Consider the following 17,001-nt stretch of genomic DNA (forward strand, 5'->3'; position numbering starts at 1 on the left):
GAATTCCAAGACTTTTTCCGCAGAATTAGGTACAATAAGTTACGTGTTAAAGAATTAGAAATGGAGGCAACCCAATCATGATAGGGACTGCTGTAAAAGAATTATTATTAGAAAAACAAGAAACATTTTTAGTACCCGCTGAAAATGTCGCCAACGTAATGTGTTTAAATCCATTAAGTCATGCGGCATTAGTCTTATCGCAAGTTCGCTATTCCAAGATTCCTGTGTTAGATAAGGGAGATCGCTTTGTTGGCTTAATCGGCTTGACAGACGTTGTAGATAAAATGTTTGATTTGACTTCAGTGGATTTTGAAAAATTGAATGAATTTACTGTGGCCGATGTAATGGAAGTCAATGTTCCTGTAATTGGTGAATCGTGGGATTTAGAAGAAGTGTTACATTTATTAGTAGATGCTTCTTTTTTACCAGTGGTTGATGATAATCAACGCTTTAAAGGTATCATTACACGCAAAGAAATTTTAAAAGCGGTCAATCATATGGCGCATGAATTAGAAAAACATCATCTTGTTCTGCCTAAATCAGAAGAAGAAATGAAAGTAATTTAAATAAAACGCAAGAAACTCTTTACTTTTTTCTCATAAATGCGTTATTCTGTATGATAACACGAAGTAAAGGAGTGCTGTGATTGGACGCATATGAGATTATTCAGTATATTGGCAATGCCAAAAAGCAAACGCCTGTTAAAGTAACACTGAAAGGGCAATTAAAAGAAGTCACGTTTCCGGAAACAATTAAGGTCTTTAATAATTGTAAAACTGGGACATTGTTTGGCGATTGGGCTGACGTAAAACCTTTTTTAGAAGCAAACAAAGAAAAAATTGAGGATTATGTTGTAGAAAACGATGCACGTAACTCAGCAATTCCTTTTCTTGATCTGAAAGACATTAATGCTCGGATTGAACCAGGTGCTTTGATTCGCGAAAAAGTTGAAATTGGCGATCAAGCGGTGATTATGATGGGGGCTATTCTAAATATTGGCGCCGTCGTTGGTGCAGGGACTATGATCGATATGGGCGCTGTTTTGGGCGGTCGTGCAACTGTAGGGAAGCATTGTCATATTGGCGCAGGAACGGTTTTAGCTGGTGTCATTGAACCACCAAGTGCCGCACCTGTGGTTATTGAAAACGAGGTTGTCATTGGAGCGAATGCGGTCGTACTAGAAGGGGTTCGTGTTGGTGAAGGTGCCGTTGTGGCTGCTGGGGCAGTAGTTGTGGAAGACGTTCCAGCGCATACCGTTGTTGCAGGCGTGCCAGCAAAAGTAATTAAACAAATTGATGATAAAACCAAGAGTAAAACAGAGATTTTAGAAGAATTACGTAAACTCTAAAAATAAATTAGTCAGTCGCGATGAAGAAACTTCTTCATGGCGGCTTTCGATTACCCAAAAAATGAAGGAGTGGCTTTTGTGGAGCAAGAAGAATTAATTGCGATTAGACGGCAACTACATCAAATACCTGAAATCGGTTTAGAAGAAAAGGAAACACAAGCCTTTTTACTTAATGAAATTGATAAAATGAAGCAACCTTATCTGCAAGTTCGAACATGGCAAACTGGGATTTTAGTCTTCATAGAAGGCAAAAATCCTCAGAAAACCATCGGCTGGCGTGCTGATATTGATGGTTTACCTATTCAAGAGGAAGTGGTTTCTGCTTTTCAATCAAAACGACCAGGGTTTATGCATGCCTGTGGGCACGATTTTCACATGACAATCGGTTTAGGGGTTTTGAAAGAATTAAGTCAACAGCAACCAGACAATAACTTTTTATTTTTATTTCAACCTGCTGAAGAAAATGAAGCAGGGGGGATGTTGATGTATGAAGACCATGCGTTTGGTGAGTGGTTACCTGATGAATTTTATGCGCTTCATGTTAATCCTGATTTGCCAGTCGGAACTATTAGTACCAGAGTAGGGACATTGTTTGCTGCCACTTGTGAAGTGAACATTACCTTAAAAGGAAAAGGTGGACATGCGGCTTTTCCGCATCAAGCGAATGATATGGTCTTAGCGGCCACCAATTTAATTCAGCAAGCGCAAACGATCGTTAGTCGAAATGTTGATCCTGTGGTTGGGGCAGTCGTTACTTTTGGGACTTTTCATGCAGGGACTGCCTGCAATGTGATTGCCGAAGAAGCAACTTTATCTGGTACAATTCGCACATTGACAGCAGAAACTAATGAACAAACGCAGCGAAGAATTCGCGAAATTAGTGAAGGTATTGCGCAATCTTTTCAATGTGAAGTAACTGTTCATCTTGATCAGAAAGGGTATTTACCTGTAGTGAATGAGCCCGCATGTACCACGAATTTTATTGAATATATAAGCAAACAAGCAACAGTTCAATTTCAACAAGCACCGGTTGCAATGACAGGTGAAGATTTTGGCTATCTATTGTCTAAAGTCCCAGGCACGATGTTTTGGTTAGGCGTGGCAAGTCCCTACAGCCTTCATTCTGCTAAGTTTGAACCGAACGAAGAGGCGTTATTGTTTGGAGTGGAGGCAGTTAGTGGGTTTTTAAAATCATTGGACAATTAGAAAAACAGCCACCAGATAACTAATAAATATCTGGTGGCTGTTTTTTATTTTGCAATAATGGGCGTATTGGGAATCGTAAAGCCGGCCTCTGTTAATGCTTTGATATATTGAGCTAGAAATTCTTCTTTGACCGCAAATTGTTTGCCGTTTAGTACATACATGGTCGTTCGCACCGCAAAGTTACCATTGCCTAAATCGACCATACCAAAAATATCTGGCCCAGTTTGAATACTTTCGATATACTTTTCTTTTAACGTTTCATTGACTTCTGTAATCACTTCACAAATTTTTTCATAACCTTCTTCAGGATTGATGCGGACATCAATTAACACTTGCATATTGGCACGAGACAGGTTACTGATTGTGGTGATGTTTCGGTTTGGAATAAAATGAACAGTTCCATCAACCGCTTTAATTTGAGTGGTTCGTAATCCGACAGAAGTAACAGTTCCTTCAATATTTAACGCCAATAAGCGAATATAATCACCTACATCCATTTGTTGTTCTAAAATAATGAAAAATCCGGTAATTAAGTCATTCATGAATCCTTGAGCCCCTAAACCAATGGCAACACCGGCAATTCCCGCTCCAGCTAATAATGAGCCAACAGGCACACCGACAATGGTCAAAAGAGAATAGATGAAGAAAAAGAACAGCGTATATTGAAATGCATTAATGATTAAAGTGTGTAATGTTTTTAAACGGCTTTCACTAAAATGTTGCTTTTTACTATAATTTGCATAGGTGCGATCAATTAAATATTTCCCGATTCGCTGAATAATAAAAAATAGAAAAATTAAAAATAAAATTGATAAACTTTTTTCAATTAAGGTAGCGACAATGGCATCCCAATTAATATTGTTCCAAAAGCGTTGTAGCGCGCTCACTTTTTTTACGGTCGCTTCTGCTAAATCAGGAGCAGAAGAATCGACTGTTTCAGTACTGGCTAAACCAAGTATCAACATAAAAATCCAACTTTCTCTAAAATTTCTTCTTTTAGTATACTAAATCTCTCGGCGAAAGGGGAAGAAAATAGAAAGTTTTTTTAAAGACTTAACATGTTTTTTTAGGAATGTTATAATTTTGTAAATAAATAATATATTTTATAATTTTGTTAAAGGTTGTGAGTGCTGCGTGAAAGTTTCAATTGAATGGGCAAAAAATGATTTACTTTCTAAATTACCTGTAACAATTTTTATTGATGAGCGATGTGCTACTCGCTTGACGGCTGACAAGCGACGAACATTTATCTTCCATAATCCAGTCGCTTTACGATTAGGGAGTCGTTTTTTTAGTAGTCAGATAATCGAAATTGCGGAATCATGTACATTGAAAGTTTCCTTTAATTGGTCCTGTGTTTATCTCTTTTGTATCTGGTTACTTGCAGTTAAACTGTGGATTGGAAGCGTTAGCGGTCGAACAATTGTAGTTGTAGCACTAATCGGAGTGCTGACTTATTGGCGTCGTTACTTATTAAAAATAAAGAAAATGACCTGACAAGTCGTGATTGTTTCGTGAAAGAAGAATGCGTAGTATACTAAAAGTAATGAAAATGAAGGGACTGAAGAAACACATGACTTTGGATAAAACAAAAAAATTAGCAAACGGCAATGAAATGCCACGCCTAGGTTTAGGTGTTTGGCGTGTAGAAGATGGCTCAGAAGCAACAAATTCAGTAAAATGGGCTTTAGAAGCGGGTTATCGCTTGATTGATACGGCAGCCGTTTATAAAAACGAAGTAGGGGTGGGCGAAGGCATTCGTCAATCGGGTATTCCCCGCGAAGAAATTTTCGTGACGACGAAATTATGGAATGAAGATCAAGGCTATGAAAATGCGATTAAAGCGTTTGATAAAAGCTTAGAAAAATTAGGGCTAGACTATGTTGATTTATATTTAATTCACTGGCCTGTTGCTGGTAAATATAAAGAATCATGGAAAGCATTAGAAGAAATTTACGCAAGTGGTCGTGCCAAAGCAATTGGCGTTTCCAATTTTCATCAACATCATTTGGAAGATTTACTAACAGAAGCAAATGTTGTGCCAATGGTGGATCAAATTGAATTACATCCTACGTTAACACAAGAACCGCTACGAAAATATTTAGCCGAAAATAAGATTGCCGTGGAGGCTTGGTCTCCTCTAGGACAAGGTAATTTATTATCTGAACCAGTACTAGTGAAAATTGGTGAAAAATATGGTAAATCAGCGGCCCAAGTGATTATTCGTTGGCACTTACAAAATGATATTATCGTGATTCCCAAATCTGTTCACGAAAAAAGAATTCAGGAAAATTTTGCTGTCTTTGATTTTGAATTAACACCAGAAGAAATAACCGCAATTAATCAGTTAAATAAGGATCATCGTTTTGGTGCAGATCCAGATAATTTTGATTTTTAAGTATGATAGCAAGTAAAAACGGAGGGGCGAAAGACGTCCCTCCGTTTTTACTATAATTTTTGAACAAAGTAGTTAAAGAGTGCTTGGGATTTGGCATCACGTGCGTACATTAGTTCAGGATGCCATTGAACAGCTAATAAAGGCTGCTGTTCATTTGTTGATTCCACTGCTTCTGCAAGGCCATCAGAGGACCAAGCAGTAACGCGTAAATCTTTTCCTAAAGTATGTAGTGCTTGGTGATGGTACGAGTTGACTTGACCAGTTGTACCATATATGTTTGATAATTGACTGTCTGGTTCAACATCAATACGATGCGTCGCAAAGATTGGTTGAGTGGGTTGTTGTCCGTGCTTAACTGACCATTGAGGATACATCGATAAATCTTGATATAATGTGCCACCTAAAGCAACATTGACTAATTGCATTCCACGGCAAACCGCAAAAATAGGTTTGTTTTGTTTTAAGGCTTCTTCAATTAGGGCTAACTCAAACTCGTCACGATCACGATTCGTTTCTTCTAATTTTATATGGGGTTCTTGTCCGTAAAATTCAGGGGCAACATCTTGACCGCCTACTAAAAGTAGTTTATCAATTTGTTGTATATACGTAGCGGCTAATTCTTTGGGGCCAATTGGCAAAACGAGAGGAACGCCACCTGCGGCTTGAACAGCGCTAACAAAACCTTGTGGGGTGTAAGTCACTTGGTTACCGTGAAACACTTCAGCTGCCTGCAAAAGTTGATTGCCAGCGATTCCAATAATTTTTTTTGTCATAATAACATCACATCCTCAATAAATTCATACGTTCTATTGTAGCACTTTTTTTGAAAAAAGTGTTTGAGAAGAAGTCGAGACAAGTTTTGTCTCGGACAGCTCTCAAACACAAAAAGCTCAGTAAGTGAACAAGTGAAACTTTTTAACGTTCACGAATGACTTCGATTTTATAACCATCGGGGTCGACAACAAAGTAATAAGATGGTGCAGTTCCAGGTAAGCCTTTTAAGTCAGTAACAGTTAAGCCAGCCGCTTGATGTTTTTCGTGTAATCCTTCTAAATCATCTGTACTGATGGCGATATGACCATAACCGTTTCCTAAATCGTATGCTTCATGATCATAATTATAAGTTAGTTCTAGTTCGTAGTCGTCTCCTGGTAAAGTTAGATAAACCAAAGTAAATTTATTTTCTGGAAAATCACGACGGCGACTTTCTTCAAAATTGAAGGCTTTTTGATAGAAATCTAATGATGCCTCTAAATCTTTTACACGCACACATGTATGAGCCATTTTCATAGTTAAAAACTCCCTTTCAAACTTAATTATATTTCCAACGTTAATAGTAGCATAGATAAACGTGAAATGTAGAGAAAAACGCTTGGTTTCTGACTTGTTCTAAAGGAATTTCTCAGGTAAAATAGATGAAAAGAGAAGAGGTGCGCCAATGAAAACGCCAACGTTTGGAAAAAGAGAAGAGACATTGACCTATCAAACAAGATATGCTGCATACATTATTGTTTCAAAGCCAGAAAATAACACAATGGTTCTGGTACAAGCGCCAAATGGAGCTTATTTTTTACCAGGAGGCGAAATTGAAGGCACCGAAACGAAAGAAGAAGCGATCCATCGAGAAGTGCTAGAAGAATTAGGAATTAGTGTAGAAATTGGCCGTTATTTAGGGGAAGCTGATGAATATTTTTATTCGAACCATCGCCAAACTGCCTATTATAATCCTGGATATTTTTATGTAGCGAATATTTGGCGGCAACTTAGCGAACCCTTAGAAAGGACCAATACTTTACACTGGGTTGCACCAGAAGAAGCAGTCCGTTTATTAAAAAGAGGAAGCCACCGCTGGGCCGTTGAAAAATGGCTAGCGGCAGCATCATAAAATAACGAATAACCCTCAATCTATGTTGATTAGATTGAGGGTTATTGTTATTGAAAAGAATGTTTAAATTAAAACCATTTTTTCAATAATTTGAGCGACACCATCTTCGTCATTACTAGTGGTATGCACATCGGCAATTGTTTTAACATTTTCTGTAGCATTGCCCATCGCAACACCAATCCCAGCGTAATCAATCATGGATAAGTCATTTTCATTGTCACCAATGGCCATCACTTCGTCTTTATTTAAGCCTAAATGGTCTGCCAATTTTGCTAGAGAATTGCCTTTGCTAGCATTTTTATTCATGATTTCATAGTAAAAAGGCGTACTTTTAACAGTCGTATATTTTTCGGTAAAATGTAATGGTAATTTTGCAATGGCAGGATCTAAAACTTCTGGCTCATCAATCATCATCATTTTAATAATGTTCATCTCTGGTGTCATTTCATCCACCGTACGATATTTCAAAGGCATGTTCACTAAAGATGCTTCGTGAATCGTATATTTACCAATATTGCGATTGGCAGTGTAAATAGCGGAATCATCAATTGTGTGCAAGTGAGCGCCGACTTTACGAGAATACATTTCAATTTCTAAAAAATCCTCATAACTCAAGGTATAGCGTGAAATAATCGCATTATCTTTGGTTGCTTGGACAAGCGAACCGTTGTAGGTAATCACGAAATCATTTTCACCATATAAGGCTAATTCATCCAATTGTTCTTTCACGCCTGGCAAAGGACGGCCTGTACATAAAACAATACGAACGCCTTGATCATTTGCTTTTTGGAGCGCTTCTTTGACCCGTGGGGTAATCTTGTGTTGTGAATTTAGCAATGTTCCGTCGATATCAATAGCAACTAACTTAATTGACATAGAATCCTCCTAGAAAACCTATTTTTTTAAAACTAACGCACCATTATGAATGTAACTTGAAAACTCACGATACGTCTCATCAAATAAATCGTAATGTTTTTTATTTCCTTGGTCAAGCATTTCTTTAGGGAAATAGAAACGTTCATCTCCTTGACTCTGACCAGCAAGTGCTGCAACTAGGGGACTGACCGTTGCCAATTCCACTAATGAGCCATCTTTTTGCATCAATTCAATTTGTGTACGATGACGGTCTTTATTTGGACGATAAAAATCGTAAGGTAAATCATAGCTTGAATTAATGGCAGTATAATATTTAGGGTTGAAACCAACTTTTTCAATCAATTCCCTTAAATAAGCAATCGTTGCTGCGCTCTCTTTTTCGTTCGTAAAGGTGGCTGACTTCAGAGGCTTACGCATAAGGAAACGTTTGGCTAAATCACCTAGAATTGAATCAGGCACATCCATCCATTGTGTAAAGTACGTAGAGAGGACGCCATCATCCAATTTTAAATATTCTTGTAAGGTGAAGTCCCCTTTAAAGAATGGTACAAGCAGAGAGGCTTGTAAATCATAGTCAAATTCAGGGTTTTCAAATAATTCTTTCGCCCGATGCAATAAATGATCAAGAATCACTTCCATCCCACGAGAAACAGGGTGGAAATAGACTTGGACATACATTTGGTAACGACTAACGATATAGTCTTCCACCGCATGCATCCCATTCATAGCAAAGGCAATGCCTCCTTTGTAGGGTCGAATCACACGTAAAATTCTAGTTAAATCGAAAGTTCCGTATTCCGTCCCTGTAAAGTATGCATCACGTAACAGATAGTCCATGCGATCGGCATCAATTTGACTAGAAATCATTTGCACCACTTGAGGATTTGGGTATTGTTTAGTAATAACGCTGGCGACTTTTTCAGGAAAATCTGCCGAAACACGGTTTAAAATTTGATAGACTTCCGTTTCTGGTGAGGTGATGATTTGGACCGTGATTGCTTCATGGTTTGTATCAAAAATATGCTCGAATGTATGTGAATAAGGACCATGACCGACATCATGTAATAAAGCTGCGCAAAGTGTAATCAGGCGCTCGTCGTCATTCCAGCCGTTTTCACCTAATCGTTCCACAGAGTAGTTACGTTGGAAAATCTCACAAATCCGACGTGTAATTTCGTAAACACCCAAAGAATGGGAAAAACGACTATGTTCGGCACCGTGAAACGTAAAAGAAGAAGTACCTAGTTGCTTAATGCGACGTAATCGTTGCACTTCAGCAGAATTAATAAGATCTAAAATCACTTGATGTTGGACATGAATATAATTATGGACGGGATCACGAAAAACTTTTTCGATTGGTAATCGTTGCTCTTTATACGGAATCGTCATACGATCTCTCCTTTAATTAAGGCGTTTCGTTGCGCCATTTTTTCCAGCTGGACAGTTAAATTTGTTTGGAACCATTCTGAAGTTATAATTGGTTCGGTTAAGTTTGGATCAATAGATTTTTCAAATTGTTGAGGTAATGCTTCGATTAAACGGGTTTTTACGGCGTCTATTGTTAATGGAGTCTCAATCAGGGTTTCTAAATTTGCCATCACTGCTGGATCAACGGGTGGATAGCCATTTTCACCAAATTGTTCTTGTAAGCCAGCAAGGTAAAAGTCTCGCACCACTTCTCCACGAGCAAGTTGATTGCCGTTAACGCTGATGTAAATCATGACAGCAATACCGTCTTTGACGCGTCGTTGGGCAATCCCAGCAAACTTTTGACCGCCAATACTTAAATCATAAGTACCGGGACAATAGGATGTAGTAATTTCAAAGGCGTCAATCTCTTTCTCCGGAAAACTCTGACGGAGCCAAGCCCACATTAATTCATAAGCCGCATCGATACTTAATTTGTGTTCAGAATTATTTGGTAAAATAAGTGAAACATTTAAAATACCCGAATCGGCAATCACCCCTAAACCGCCGGCATTGCGAACGACTACAGAATAATCGTTTTCTTGCAGAGAAGTGATGCCTTCTTTTAGATGTGGTACACGGGTATCTTTCATGCCAAGAATCATTGCTTGATCCAATTGCCAGAAATGAATGATTGGTTGGTGCTGCATTCCTGAAAAAGTAGTTAAAACATCGGTCAAGGCAAAAGGTAAAAAATAGTCACTGTTTGTTAAACAACCTGAATCAAGGAGCATAAATGATTCGGTGTGAAGGGGAAAAGTTGTGCTCATAAAAAACGTCCTGTCTATTTATAATTACGTCATTTAATACGTTTATTTTCTTACTCTCTCTTATATTATATACAAAAAACGCAAAAAAGCATGTTATATAAACGAATTCTGAAGGAATTCTCTAAAATAGTAAACGGTTTTCTTATTAAATAGATGAAACAAATGCTTGCAACCCGTGAAAAGAGCTTATACAATAAGAAAAGGTACATAAACAAGGAAAAATTGATTTTAGTTGACAAATATATTGAAAAAGTCAACAATAAGAAAGTTATATTTTGGAAAAGGAGTGACCATTATGGATTTATCAACAGGCGTTCCTGTATCGATTCAACTAAAAACGATTGTCCAACAAGGCAACGAACAAAAAGATTTTTTCTTTGACTTAGAAGGTCAATTAGTAAAAATGGGTGATACATTATACATTCGTTACAAAGAAGAATTATTAGAGGATACAGAACCAACCCCCGTAACCATTAAAATTGAACCAGACGGGCATGTTCAGCTGATTCGTGCCGGCGAATTACGGATGCGTTTAAGATTTGGCTATCAGGAAAAATTAGATACAAGTTATCGAACCCCTTATGGCTTGCTACAGATTAGTACGTTTACACATAATTTGCGTGTTAGTTTAAAAGATCAACCAATGTCTGGTAAGATTTTAGTTGATTATGATTTATACTCTCAAACAGAGCGAATCGGAGAATATCATTTAGAATTAGAATTTACTGCATAAATATTGCAGAATAGAATTGATTTTTTTTCAATGTTTTTGTATGATAAGGAGTAGACTGTGAAAGGACGTGTACCTCTTGGAAATTAATGTATTTGAAGGGTTAAACAAAAAAGAATTATCCATGATTGAAGTAGCACACGCTATTTTAGAACAACATGCAGATGTAATGGATTTTTCTGATTTAGTTAACCAAATCCAAAATTATCTTAGCAAGTCTGATAGTGAAATTCGTGACCAATTAGCACAATTTTATACAGATTTAAACATCGACGGTAGCTTTATCTCATTGGGAGACAATCGTTGGGGCTTACGTTCATGGTATCCAATCGATTCAATCGATGAAGAAGTTACACATGGCTTGGAAGAAGACGAAGAAGATGCACCACGTCGTAGAAAACGTAAAAAAGTAAATGCCTTCATCACTAATCCAAACGATGAAGATGTAATTGACTATAACGATGACGATCCAGAAGATGCTGAATTAACAAATGATGATGAAGAAGACATCTTGTACGATGATGAAGAAGATGAAGATGAAGATGAAGAAATCAAAGCATACAACTCTGACTTACAAGAGATTGGTGCAGATTCAGACGATGATGAAGAAGACATTCCGCAAATCGAAGAAGATTTAACGATCATTGATGACGATGATGTTGAAGATGAAGACGATTTTGATGACGAATATTCTGAAGAGTAAGAAACCAAAAAGCTTGATTCCTAAGAAGGAGTCAAGCTTTTTAGTTGAATGCCCAAGAAAAATGAGAAAATAGAAAAAATTATTTTCTTGAATAGAAGTACTTGACCTGATGTCCGTTTGCTTGTATTATACTACTTGGGCACCTTTAAGAAGGTCAGAAGTTTGAACGAACTTACAAGCTCCCTATTCGTAATGGATAGGGAGCTTTTCTATTTTTGTTTCTTTTTTATTTGGAGAAACGTAAGAGTCTCAAAGTTGTTTTACTTCTCTCTACAAAATATTATCAAAGAAAGGGTTTTTAACTATTATGACAAAATACATCTTTGTTACAGGTGGCGTGGTTTCTTCTATCGGAAAAGGGATTGTCGCAGCATCTTTAGGACGATTATTAAAAAATCGTGGATTAAAAGTAACGATTCAAAAATTCGATCCATATATTAATGTGGATCCGGGGACAATGAGTCCTTACCAACATGGAGAGGTTTTTGTCACAGATGATGGTGCCGAAACAGATTTGGACTTAGGTCACTATGAACGTTTTATTGATATTAACTTAAATAAATACTCAAACGTAACCACTGGGAAAATTTATTCAGAAGTCTTACGTAAAGAACGTAAAGGGGAATACTTAGGTGCAACAGTGCAAGTTATTCCACACATTACCAATGAAATCAAAGAAAAAATCATGCGTGCAGCGAAAATGACGGATGCCGATGTGATTATCACAGAAGTAGGTGGTACTGTCGGCGACATCGAATCATTACCTTTCCTAGAAGCATTGCGTCAAATGAAAGCTGATATGGGTAGTGACAATGTAATGTACATCCATACAACCTTGATTCCTTACTTAAAAGCGGCTGGCGAAATGAAAACTAAACCAACACAACATAGTGTCAAAGAATTAAGAAGTTTAGGGATTCAACCAAATATTTTAGTGGTCCGTACGGAATTACCTGTTTCTCAAAACACTAAAAACAAATTAGCACAATTCTGTGATGTTAATCCGGAAGCGGTAATTGAATCTCGTGATGTTGAAACGTTATACTCCATTCCATTAGCACTTCAAGCACAAAACATGGATCAAATTGTTTGTGATCATTTAAAATTGGATGCACCGGCTGCAGACATGACTGAGTGGCGTGCATTAGAAGAAAAAGTTCTTAACTTGAAAAAGAAAACAAAAATTGCGCTGGTTGGTAAATATGTTGAATTACCAGATGCCTATATTTCTGTTGTAGAAGCATTAAAACATGCTGGGTTTGATTTTGATTCAGATATCGAAATTGATTGGGTTGATTCACAAGAATTAACTGCTGAAAATGTCGCTGAAAGAATTGGTTCAGCAGATGGTATTTTGGTTCCTGGTGGTTTTGGTGATCGTGGAATTGAAGGAAAAATTGAAGCGATTCGTTTTGCTCGCGAAAATGACGTACCATTCCTTGGCATTTGCTTAGGTATGCAAATGGCCTGTGTAGAATTTGGTCGTAACGTTGTGGGCTTAGAAGATGCTGGTTCTGCAGAAACTAATCCTGACGTGACAAATAACATTATTGATTTAATGGCAGATCAAGAAAACATCGAGAATTTAGGTGGCACACTACGTTTAGGTTTATATCCATGTAAATTGAAAAAAGGAACGAAAACTGCGGCAGCATACGGAAATGAAGATGTTGTCCAAGAACGTCACCGTCATCGTTATGAATTTAACAACAAATATCGTCAATTATTTGAAGAAAATGGCTTAGTTTTCTCTGGAGTTTCACCAGATAATCGTTTAGTTGAGATTGTTGAAATTCCTGAAAAACAATTCTTTGTGGCTTGTCAATTCCACCCAGAATTAATTTCTCGTCCAAATCGCCCACAACGCTTAATCAAAGGATTTGTTGGTGCAGCTTTGGCAAATAAAGAAAGTAAATAAGCAAAAATGGACGAAGTGATTCAGTTCACTTCGTCCATTTTTAATCTAAAAAAGTACGGGGCTCATCATGAGCCCCGTACTTTTTATGCTGCTTTATTTTCATCTGGTTTAGAACTACTTTCAGGTGGTTGCGGCGGTTCTTGTGAACTAGAACTTGATGGTTCAGGTGGTTGTTCCGATGTTGCTGGTTGCTCTGCTGAGGAAGAGCTTGCCGGTTGTTCGGTTGATGGTGGCGCTTCAGAGGAAGAAGGCGCACTTTCTGAACTAGAACTTGATGAACTTTCCGCTTCTTTTGTGGAAGAGGATTCCACCGTACTGCTAGATTCCGGCTGTGGTGCTGAAGAGGTAGTACTTGGTAAAACTTGTACATTTGGTACCTCATAGGCATCTTTCACGTATAATTCATTACCTACCCGCACAACACTGTCTGGCTGCACCCAGTCATCGTTTGAAACATTTTGAGACAAGTAACTCATTATTTCACGATAAACATCCGAGGCAATCCCATAGTATTCTTGATAGATTGGTGTATTTCGATCATTGTATCCAGTCCAAACAGAAACGGCATAGTGTGTTGTATAACCAACAAAGGTACTATCCGGGGCAATTCCTTTTTCTGTTGTGCCCATTCGCGCTAAATCTTCATCAGTATAGTTAGAAGTCCCTGTTTTGGCCGCTTGGATTAAGCCTGGAATGGCGCCGTTAAATCCTGTTCCGCCGTTTAAAACATCTTTTAACATATCCGTCATCATATAGGCGGTAGAGTCTTTCATTGCACGTTTGCCATCAGGTTGATAATCAACGCTAGTTCCATCATTGAAAACGACTTTGTTTACGTAATACGGTTTGTTGTAAATCCCGTTATTGGCGAAAGCCGCATAAGCTGCTGCTAACTTCAATGAGGAAATTCCATATTTATCGCCATCTACATCGCTTGTGTTACTTGAAATGGCATTCGAGGCTTCTAAGTTTTTATAGTCAATTCCTAGCCCTTTAATGAAAGGCATGATGTTTTCTTTACCAACTTCATCAAACGTCTGGACCGCAGTCGTGTTACGAGAACCCATAATCGCACGGCGCATAGTAATGACGCCTTGATATGTTAAATCAGAGTTGAAGACATCAATGTCGGTACCAGGATATTTCGTTGGTTTATCCACCATGAGGCGACCTGTCGAATAATTTAAATTCTCAATTGCGGGACCATAATCCATGATTGGTTTCACGGTTGAACCAACATCACGTTGGGTGTTAACAGCTAAATTGTTTCCTAATTGTACATCATCAGGAATGTGACGACCACCAATCTGTGCTCGGACTTGTCCAGAGGCAACATCAATAACGGTTGAAGCCACTTGCATTTTATCATCTGGAAACGCAACGTATTGATCACTGTTGACAATATCGTAAAGTTGTTTTTGGGCATTCATATCTAAGTTTGTGTAGATATCTAGTCCGTCTGTGTAAACATTTTTACCAGTTTTTGCTTTCACTTCATTGATTACTTCTTTGACGTAATTATCTACGACTTTTCGATTGTCATCACTGGCTTTTAATGGCACTAAGCCTTCATCGATTGGAGTAGCTTTGGCTTTTTCGTACTCTGCTTTCGAGATTTTTTTATTGTCGTACATTGTGTAGAGTACGACATCTCGGCGTTCTTTAGCAGTATCTGGTTTTGTATAGGGATCGTATGAGTTTGGCGCTTGTGGCATTCCTGCCAGTAGGGCCGTTTGTGGTAAATCAAGTTCAGATAAATGTTTACCATAATAATTTTCAGCCGCTGTTTCCATTCCATAAAAACCATTCGCCATGTAGACTTTGTTAATGTAGTAAGTTAAAATTTCTTCTTTTGATTTTTCACGTTCTAAACGAACAGCCATCCATGCTTCTTGTGCTTTCCGTTTCAAGGTTTGGTCAGATTCTTTTGTAGAGAAGTAGGACAATTTAATTAATTGTTGGGTTAAGGTACTTCCGCCTTGTAATCCACCATTTTTGACATTTGAAAGGGCAGAACCGATAATCCGAATCGGATCCACACCAATGTGTTTATAGAAACGACGGTCTTCGACAGAAACAATGGCATCTTTTAATAATTGAGGCACATCATTTGGTTGAATTAATTCACGCTTTTCTGCGCCTAAATCCTCAAAAATTTCATTATTAATATCGTAAAGCTTCGATGAAACTGTCGCATTCAGTTTGTCATCTTCTAATTTTGGGGCTTGTCGTGCATAGAACCAAAAAAGACCAACGCCTGCTAAAAAAGCGACCATCCCAGCGATAAGTAAGCCAAGAAAGATTTTTAAAACAAGCCGTTTTTTCTTTTTCGGCGGTTGTGTCTTTTTCTTGTAACTTGACTTCGATGAGGTGTTGGATGCATGTCTAGCAGCTCGCGAGCCTGAATTTGCGGTTGGCATAAATAGCAACTCCTTTGTTATACTTTCAAAACTTTATGAATCTAGTGTGTCTGAATATATTGTTCCACTGCGTCGAGATAAGGGATTCGCGGTGCGATTCCAAAAGATAATTCAATTCCTTCTTTCTCGATGAGTGCAAGCGGCATAGATTTTTTTCCAGTAACTGCTTGGTTTTTCCAATGCGTTATTAGATTTTCACCACTAAAAAAGAAGCAGCGTTTTAAGCTTGAAAACCATAATAGCACAAAACAAATCCCTTGTTGTGCTATACATTGTTCCATATGATCAATTTGATGTTGATGAAAATTTTTAAAGGGAAAGGACGTGGTATTTTTCGTTTCTTTCGCTTCAAAATCTATGTAACGGCCTTGATATACACCGTTATAATCAGTCGTTGAAGCTTGTCTAAAGTAGGCCTCCTTAATAACAGCCGCACTTCGTTTGGGATAATCTACTTTAACAATTTGAACAGGAGTGGGTTTCTTATGAACGACTGCTTGCTTATTCAATAGATAATATTGATTGCTTTGATTGATCGCTTCTTCGAAATCCATCCCACGATTACCAAATTCAACGGGGCGTTTCTTTTTTACTTGTTTTTTTGGTGATTGTGCTTCATGATGATTATAAGGTATTCCGTTAGGATAATGGAACGTCACGTTTATCACACTCCTAGCCTGTATTGTACCAAAAAAAAGACCTGAAAGAAAAGGGATGACTTATGGAAATGATAAAAACCCTCTATGTCACCGGTTATCGCAGCTTTGAATTGGGGATATTTCAAGGAAAAGACCCGAAAATTACAGTTATTAAAAATGTCTTAAAAAAAGAGTTAGCCAGTTATATTGAAGCGGGAGTAGAATGGATTTTGATTTCTGGCAATTTAGGTGTTGAACTTTGGACAGCTGAAGTAGTTGGGGAATTAAAAACGGAATATCCAGAAGTCCAGCTAGGTTTGCTTTATCCATTTAAAGACTTTGGCAATAATTGGAATGAACAAAATCGAGAACTGTTAACGAAAGCGGAAAGTTTGGCTGATTATATCAACTCAGTAAGTCACCAGCCCTATCAATCGCCAGCACAATTAAAAATGCATACAAAATTTCTTTTGGAACATTCTGGAGGCAGCTTACTTATTTATGACAAAGAGTACCCTGGCAAAACGGAGTATTTTTTAAAGGATGCACAACATTTTTCGGAACGAGAACCCTATGATATTCGCTTAATTACAATGGATGATTTACAAAACTCGGTGATTGATTAGAGAATCTGTTTGATTT

Annotated in this window: 18 protein-coding genes; 10 read left to right on the top strand and 8 right to left on the bottom strand. The window is 37.8% G+C overall.

Going from position 1 to position 17,001, the window contains the following annotated elements:
- The first annotated feature begins 77 nt into the window (after window positions 1-77).
- The 3 genes from cbpB (at window position 78) to IGJ04_RS13855 (ending at window position 2,554) form a co-directional block, all read left to right on the top strand.
- Window positions 78-566, top strand: coding sequence for a cyclic-di-AMP-binding protein CbpB (gene cbpB / locus IGJ04_RS13845; protein ID WP_002358013.1), 489 nt, complete (start codon window positions 78-80; stop codon window positions 564-566).
- An 80-nt stretch (window positions 567-646) separates the two neighbouring features.
- Entirely contained in the window at window positions 647-1,348 is a 702-nt protein-coding gene (gene dapD, locus IGJ04_RS13850) for a 2,3,4,5-tetrahydropyridine-2,6-dicarboxylate N-acetyltransferase (protein ID WP_002371325.1), read from the top strand.
- A 36-nt stretch (window positions 1,349-1,384) separates the two neighbouring features.
- Window positions 1,385-2,554, top strand: coding sequence for an N-acetyldiaminopimelate deacetylase (locus IGJ04_RS13855; protein ID WP_002393436.1), 1,170 nt, complete (start codon window positions 1,385-1,387; stop codon window positions 2,552-2,554).
- Window positions 2,555-2,598: 44 nt separating this feature from the next.
- On the opposite strand, the gene IGJ04_RS13860 is transcribed toward IGJ04_RS13855, so the two are convergent.
- Window positions 2,599-3,519, bottom strand: coding sequence for a mechanosensitive ion channel family protein (locus IGJ04_RS13860; RefSeq protein WP_002382128.1), 921 nt, complete (start codon window positions 3,517-3,519; stop codon window positions 2,599-2,601).
- A gap of 169 nt (window positions 3,520-3,688) precedes the next feature.
- Here IGJ04_RS13860 and IGJ04_RS13865 point away from each other — a divergent pair, with 169 nt between their 5' ends.
- Together IGJ04_RS13865 and IGJ04_RS13870 are read left to right on the top strand one after the other, a co-directional pair.
- Window positions 3,689-4,051, top strand: a complete 363-nt coding sequence (locus IGJ04_RS13865; protein WP_002358008.1) for a hypothetical protein — start codon at window positions 3,689-3,691, stop codon at window positions 4,049-4,051.
- 28 nt (window positions 4,052-4,079) lie between these two features.
- Window positions 4,080-4,952, top strand: coding sequence for an aldo/keto reductase (locus IGJ04_RS13870; protein ID WP_002393437.1), 873 nt, complete (start codon window positions 4,080-4,082; stop codon window positions 4,950-4,952).
- 50 nt (window positions 4,953-5,002) lie between these two features.
- On the opposite strand, the gene IGJ04_RS13875 is transcribed toward IGJ04_RS13870, so the two are convergent.
- Both IGJ04_RS13875 and gloA read right to left on the bottom strand, forming a co-directional pair.
- Entirely contained in the window at window positions 5,003-5,725 is a 723-nt protein-coding gene (locus tag IGJ04_RS13875; protein ID WP_243572881.1) for a gamma-glutamyl-gamma-aminobutyrate hydrolase family protein, read from the bottom strand.
- Between the two features lie 142 nt (window positions 5,726-5,867).
- Entirely contained in the window at window positions 5,868-6,242 is a 375-nt protein-coding gene (gloA, locus tag IGJ04_RS13880) for a lactoylglutathione lyase (RefSeq protein WP_002358003.1), read from the bottom strand.
- Between the two features lie 148 nt (window positions 6,243-6,390).
- On the opposite strand from gloA, the gene IGJ04_RS13885 reads away from it, so the two are divergent.
- Entirely contained in the window at window positions 6,391-6,837 is a 447-nt protein-coding gene (locus IGJ04_RS13885; protein WP_438840300.1) for an NUDIX hydrolase, read from the top strand.
- A 63-nt stretch (window positions 6,838-6,900) separates the two neighbouring features.
- On the opposite strand, the gene yidA is transcribed toward IGJ04_RS13885, so the two are convergent.
- From yidA to IGJ04_RS13900, 3 genes are read right to left on the bottom strand one after another with little or no spacing between them, the layout of a single operon-like run.
- On the bottom strand, window positions 6,901-7,713 hold the full coding sequence (gene yidA / locus IGJ04_RS13890) for a sugar-phosphatase (RefSeq protein ID WP_438840301.1): 813 nt from the start codon (window positions 7,711-7,713) through the stop codon (window positions 6,901-6,903).
- Between the two features lie 18 nt (window positions 7,714-7,731).
- The gene (locus IGJ04_RS13895; protein ID WP_002357999.1) at window positions 7,732-9,102 is read right to left on the bottom strand and encodes a dNTPase; all 1,371 of its coding nucleotides are present in this window, start codon (window positions 9,100-9,102) and stop codon (window positions 7,732-7,734) included.
- Window positions 9,099-9,914 (bottom strand): lipoate--protein ligase family protein, encoded by an 816-nt coding sequence (locus tag IGJ04_RS13900; RefSeq protein WP_002385999.1) that lies wholly within the window; start codon window positions 9,912-9,914, stop codon window positions 9,099-9,101. The genes IGJ04_RS13895 and IGJ04_RS13900 overlap by 4 nt, the downstream gene beginning before the upstream one ends.
- 331 nt (window positions 9,915-10,245) lie before the next feature.
- Here IGJ04_RS13900 and IGJ04_RS13905 point away from each other — a divergent pair, with 331 nt between their 5' ends.
- The 3 genes from IGJ04_RS13905 (at window position 10,246) to IGJ04_RS13915 (ending at window position 13,301) form a co-directional block, all read left to right on the top strand.
- Window positions 10,246-10,683 carry a DUF1934 domain-containing protein gene (locus IGJ04_RS13905; RefSeq protein ID WP_002382132.1) on the top strand — a complete coding sequence of 146 codons (438 nt, stop codon included), beginning with the start codon at window positions 10,246-10,248 and terminating at the stop codon, window positions 10,681-10,683.
- 76 nt (window positions 10,684-10,759) lie between these two features.
- Window positions 10,760-11,383: a DNA-directed RNA polymerase subunit delta gene (rpoE, locus tag IGJ04_RS13910; RefSeq protein WP_338361771.1), complete on the top strand. Its 624-nt coding sequence runs from the start codon at window positions 10,760-10,762 to the stop codon at window positions 11,381-11,383.
- A gap of 307 nt (window positions 11,384-11,690) precedes the next feature.
- Complete coding sequence (locus IGJ04_RS13915; RefSeq protein ID WP_002357995.1) at window positions 11,691-13,301, top strand: CTP synthase; 1,611 nt, start codon at window positions 11,691-11,693, stop codon at window positions 13,299-13,301.
- 83 nt (window positions 13,302-13,384) lie between these two features.
- Here IGJ04_RS13915 and IGJ04_RS13920 read toward each other — a convergent pair whose 3' ends face one another.
- Together IGJ04_RS13920 and recU are read right to left on the bottom strand one after the other, a co-directional pair.
- Entirely contained in the window at window positions 13,385-15,721 is a 2,337-nt protein-coding gene (locus IGJ04_RS13920; protein ID WP_002360569.1) for a PBP1A family penicillin-binding protein, read from the bottom strand.
- Window positions 15,722-15,762: 41 nt separating this feature from the next.
- On the bottom strand, window positions 15,763-16,380 hold the full coding sequence (gene recU, locus IGJ04_RS13925; RefSeq protein ID WP_002388848.1) for a Holliday junction resolvase RecU: 618 nt from the start codon (window positions 16,378-16,380) through the stop codon (window positions 15,763-15,765).
- Window positions 16,381-16,442: 62 nt separating this feature from the next.
- Between recU and IGJ04_RS13930 the strand changes: the two genes are divergently transcribed.
- Window positions 16,443-16,985, top strand: a complete 543-nt coding sequence (locus IGJ04_RS13930; protein WP_002360568.1) for a DUF1273 domain-containing protein — start codon at window positions 16,443-16,445, stop codon at window positions 16,983-16,985.
- Window positions 16,986-17,001 lie beyond the last annotated feature (16 nt).

The sequence above is a fragment of the Enterococcus sp. AZ050 genome (genome assembly GCF_051715085.1).
Lineage (GTDB): Bacteria > Bacillota > Bacilli > Lactobacillales > Enterococcaceae > Enterococcus > Enterococcus faecalis.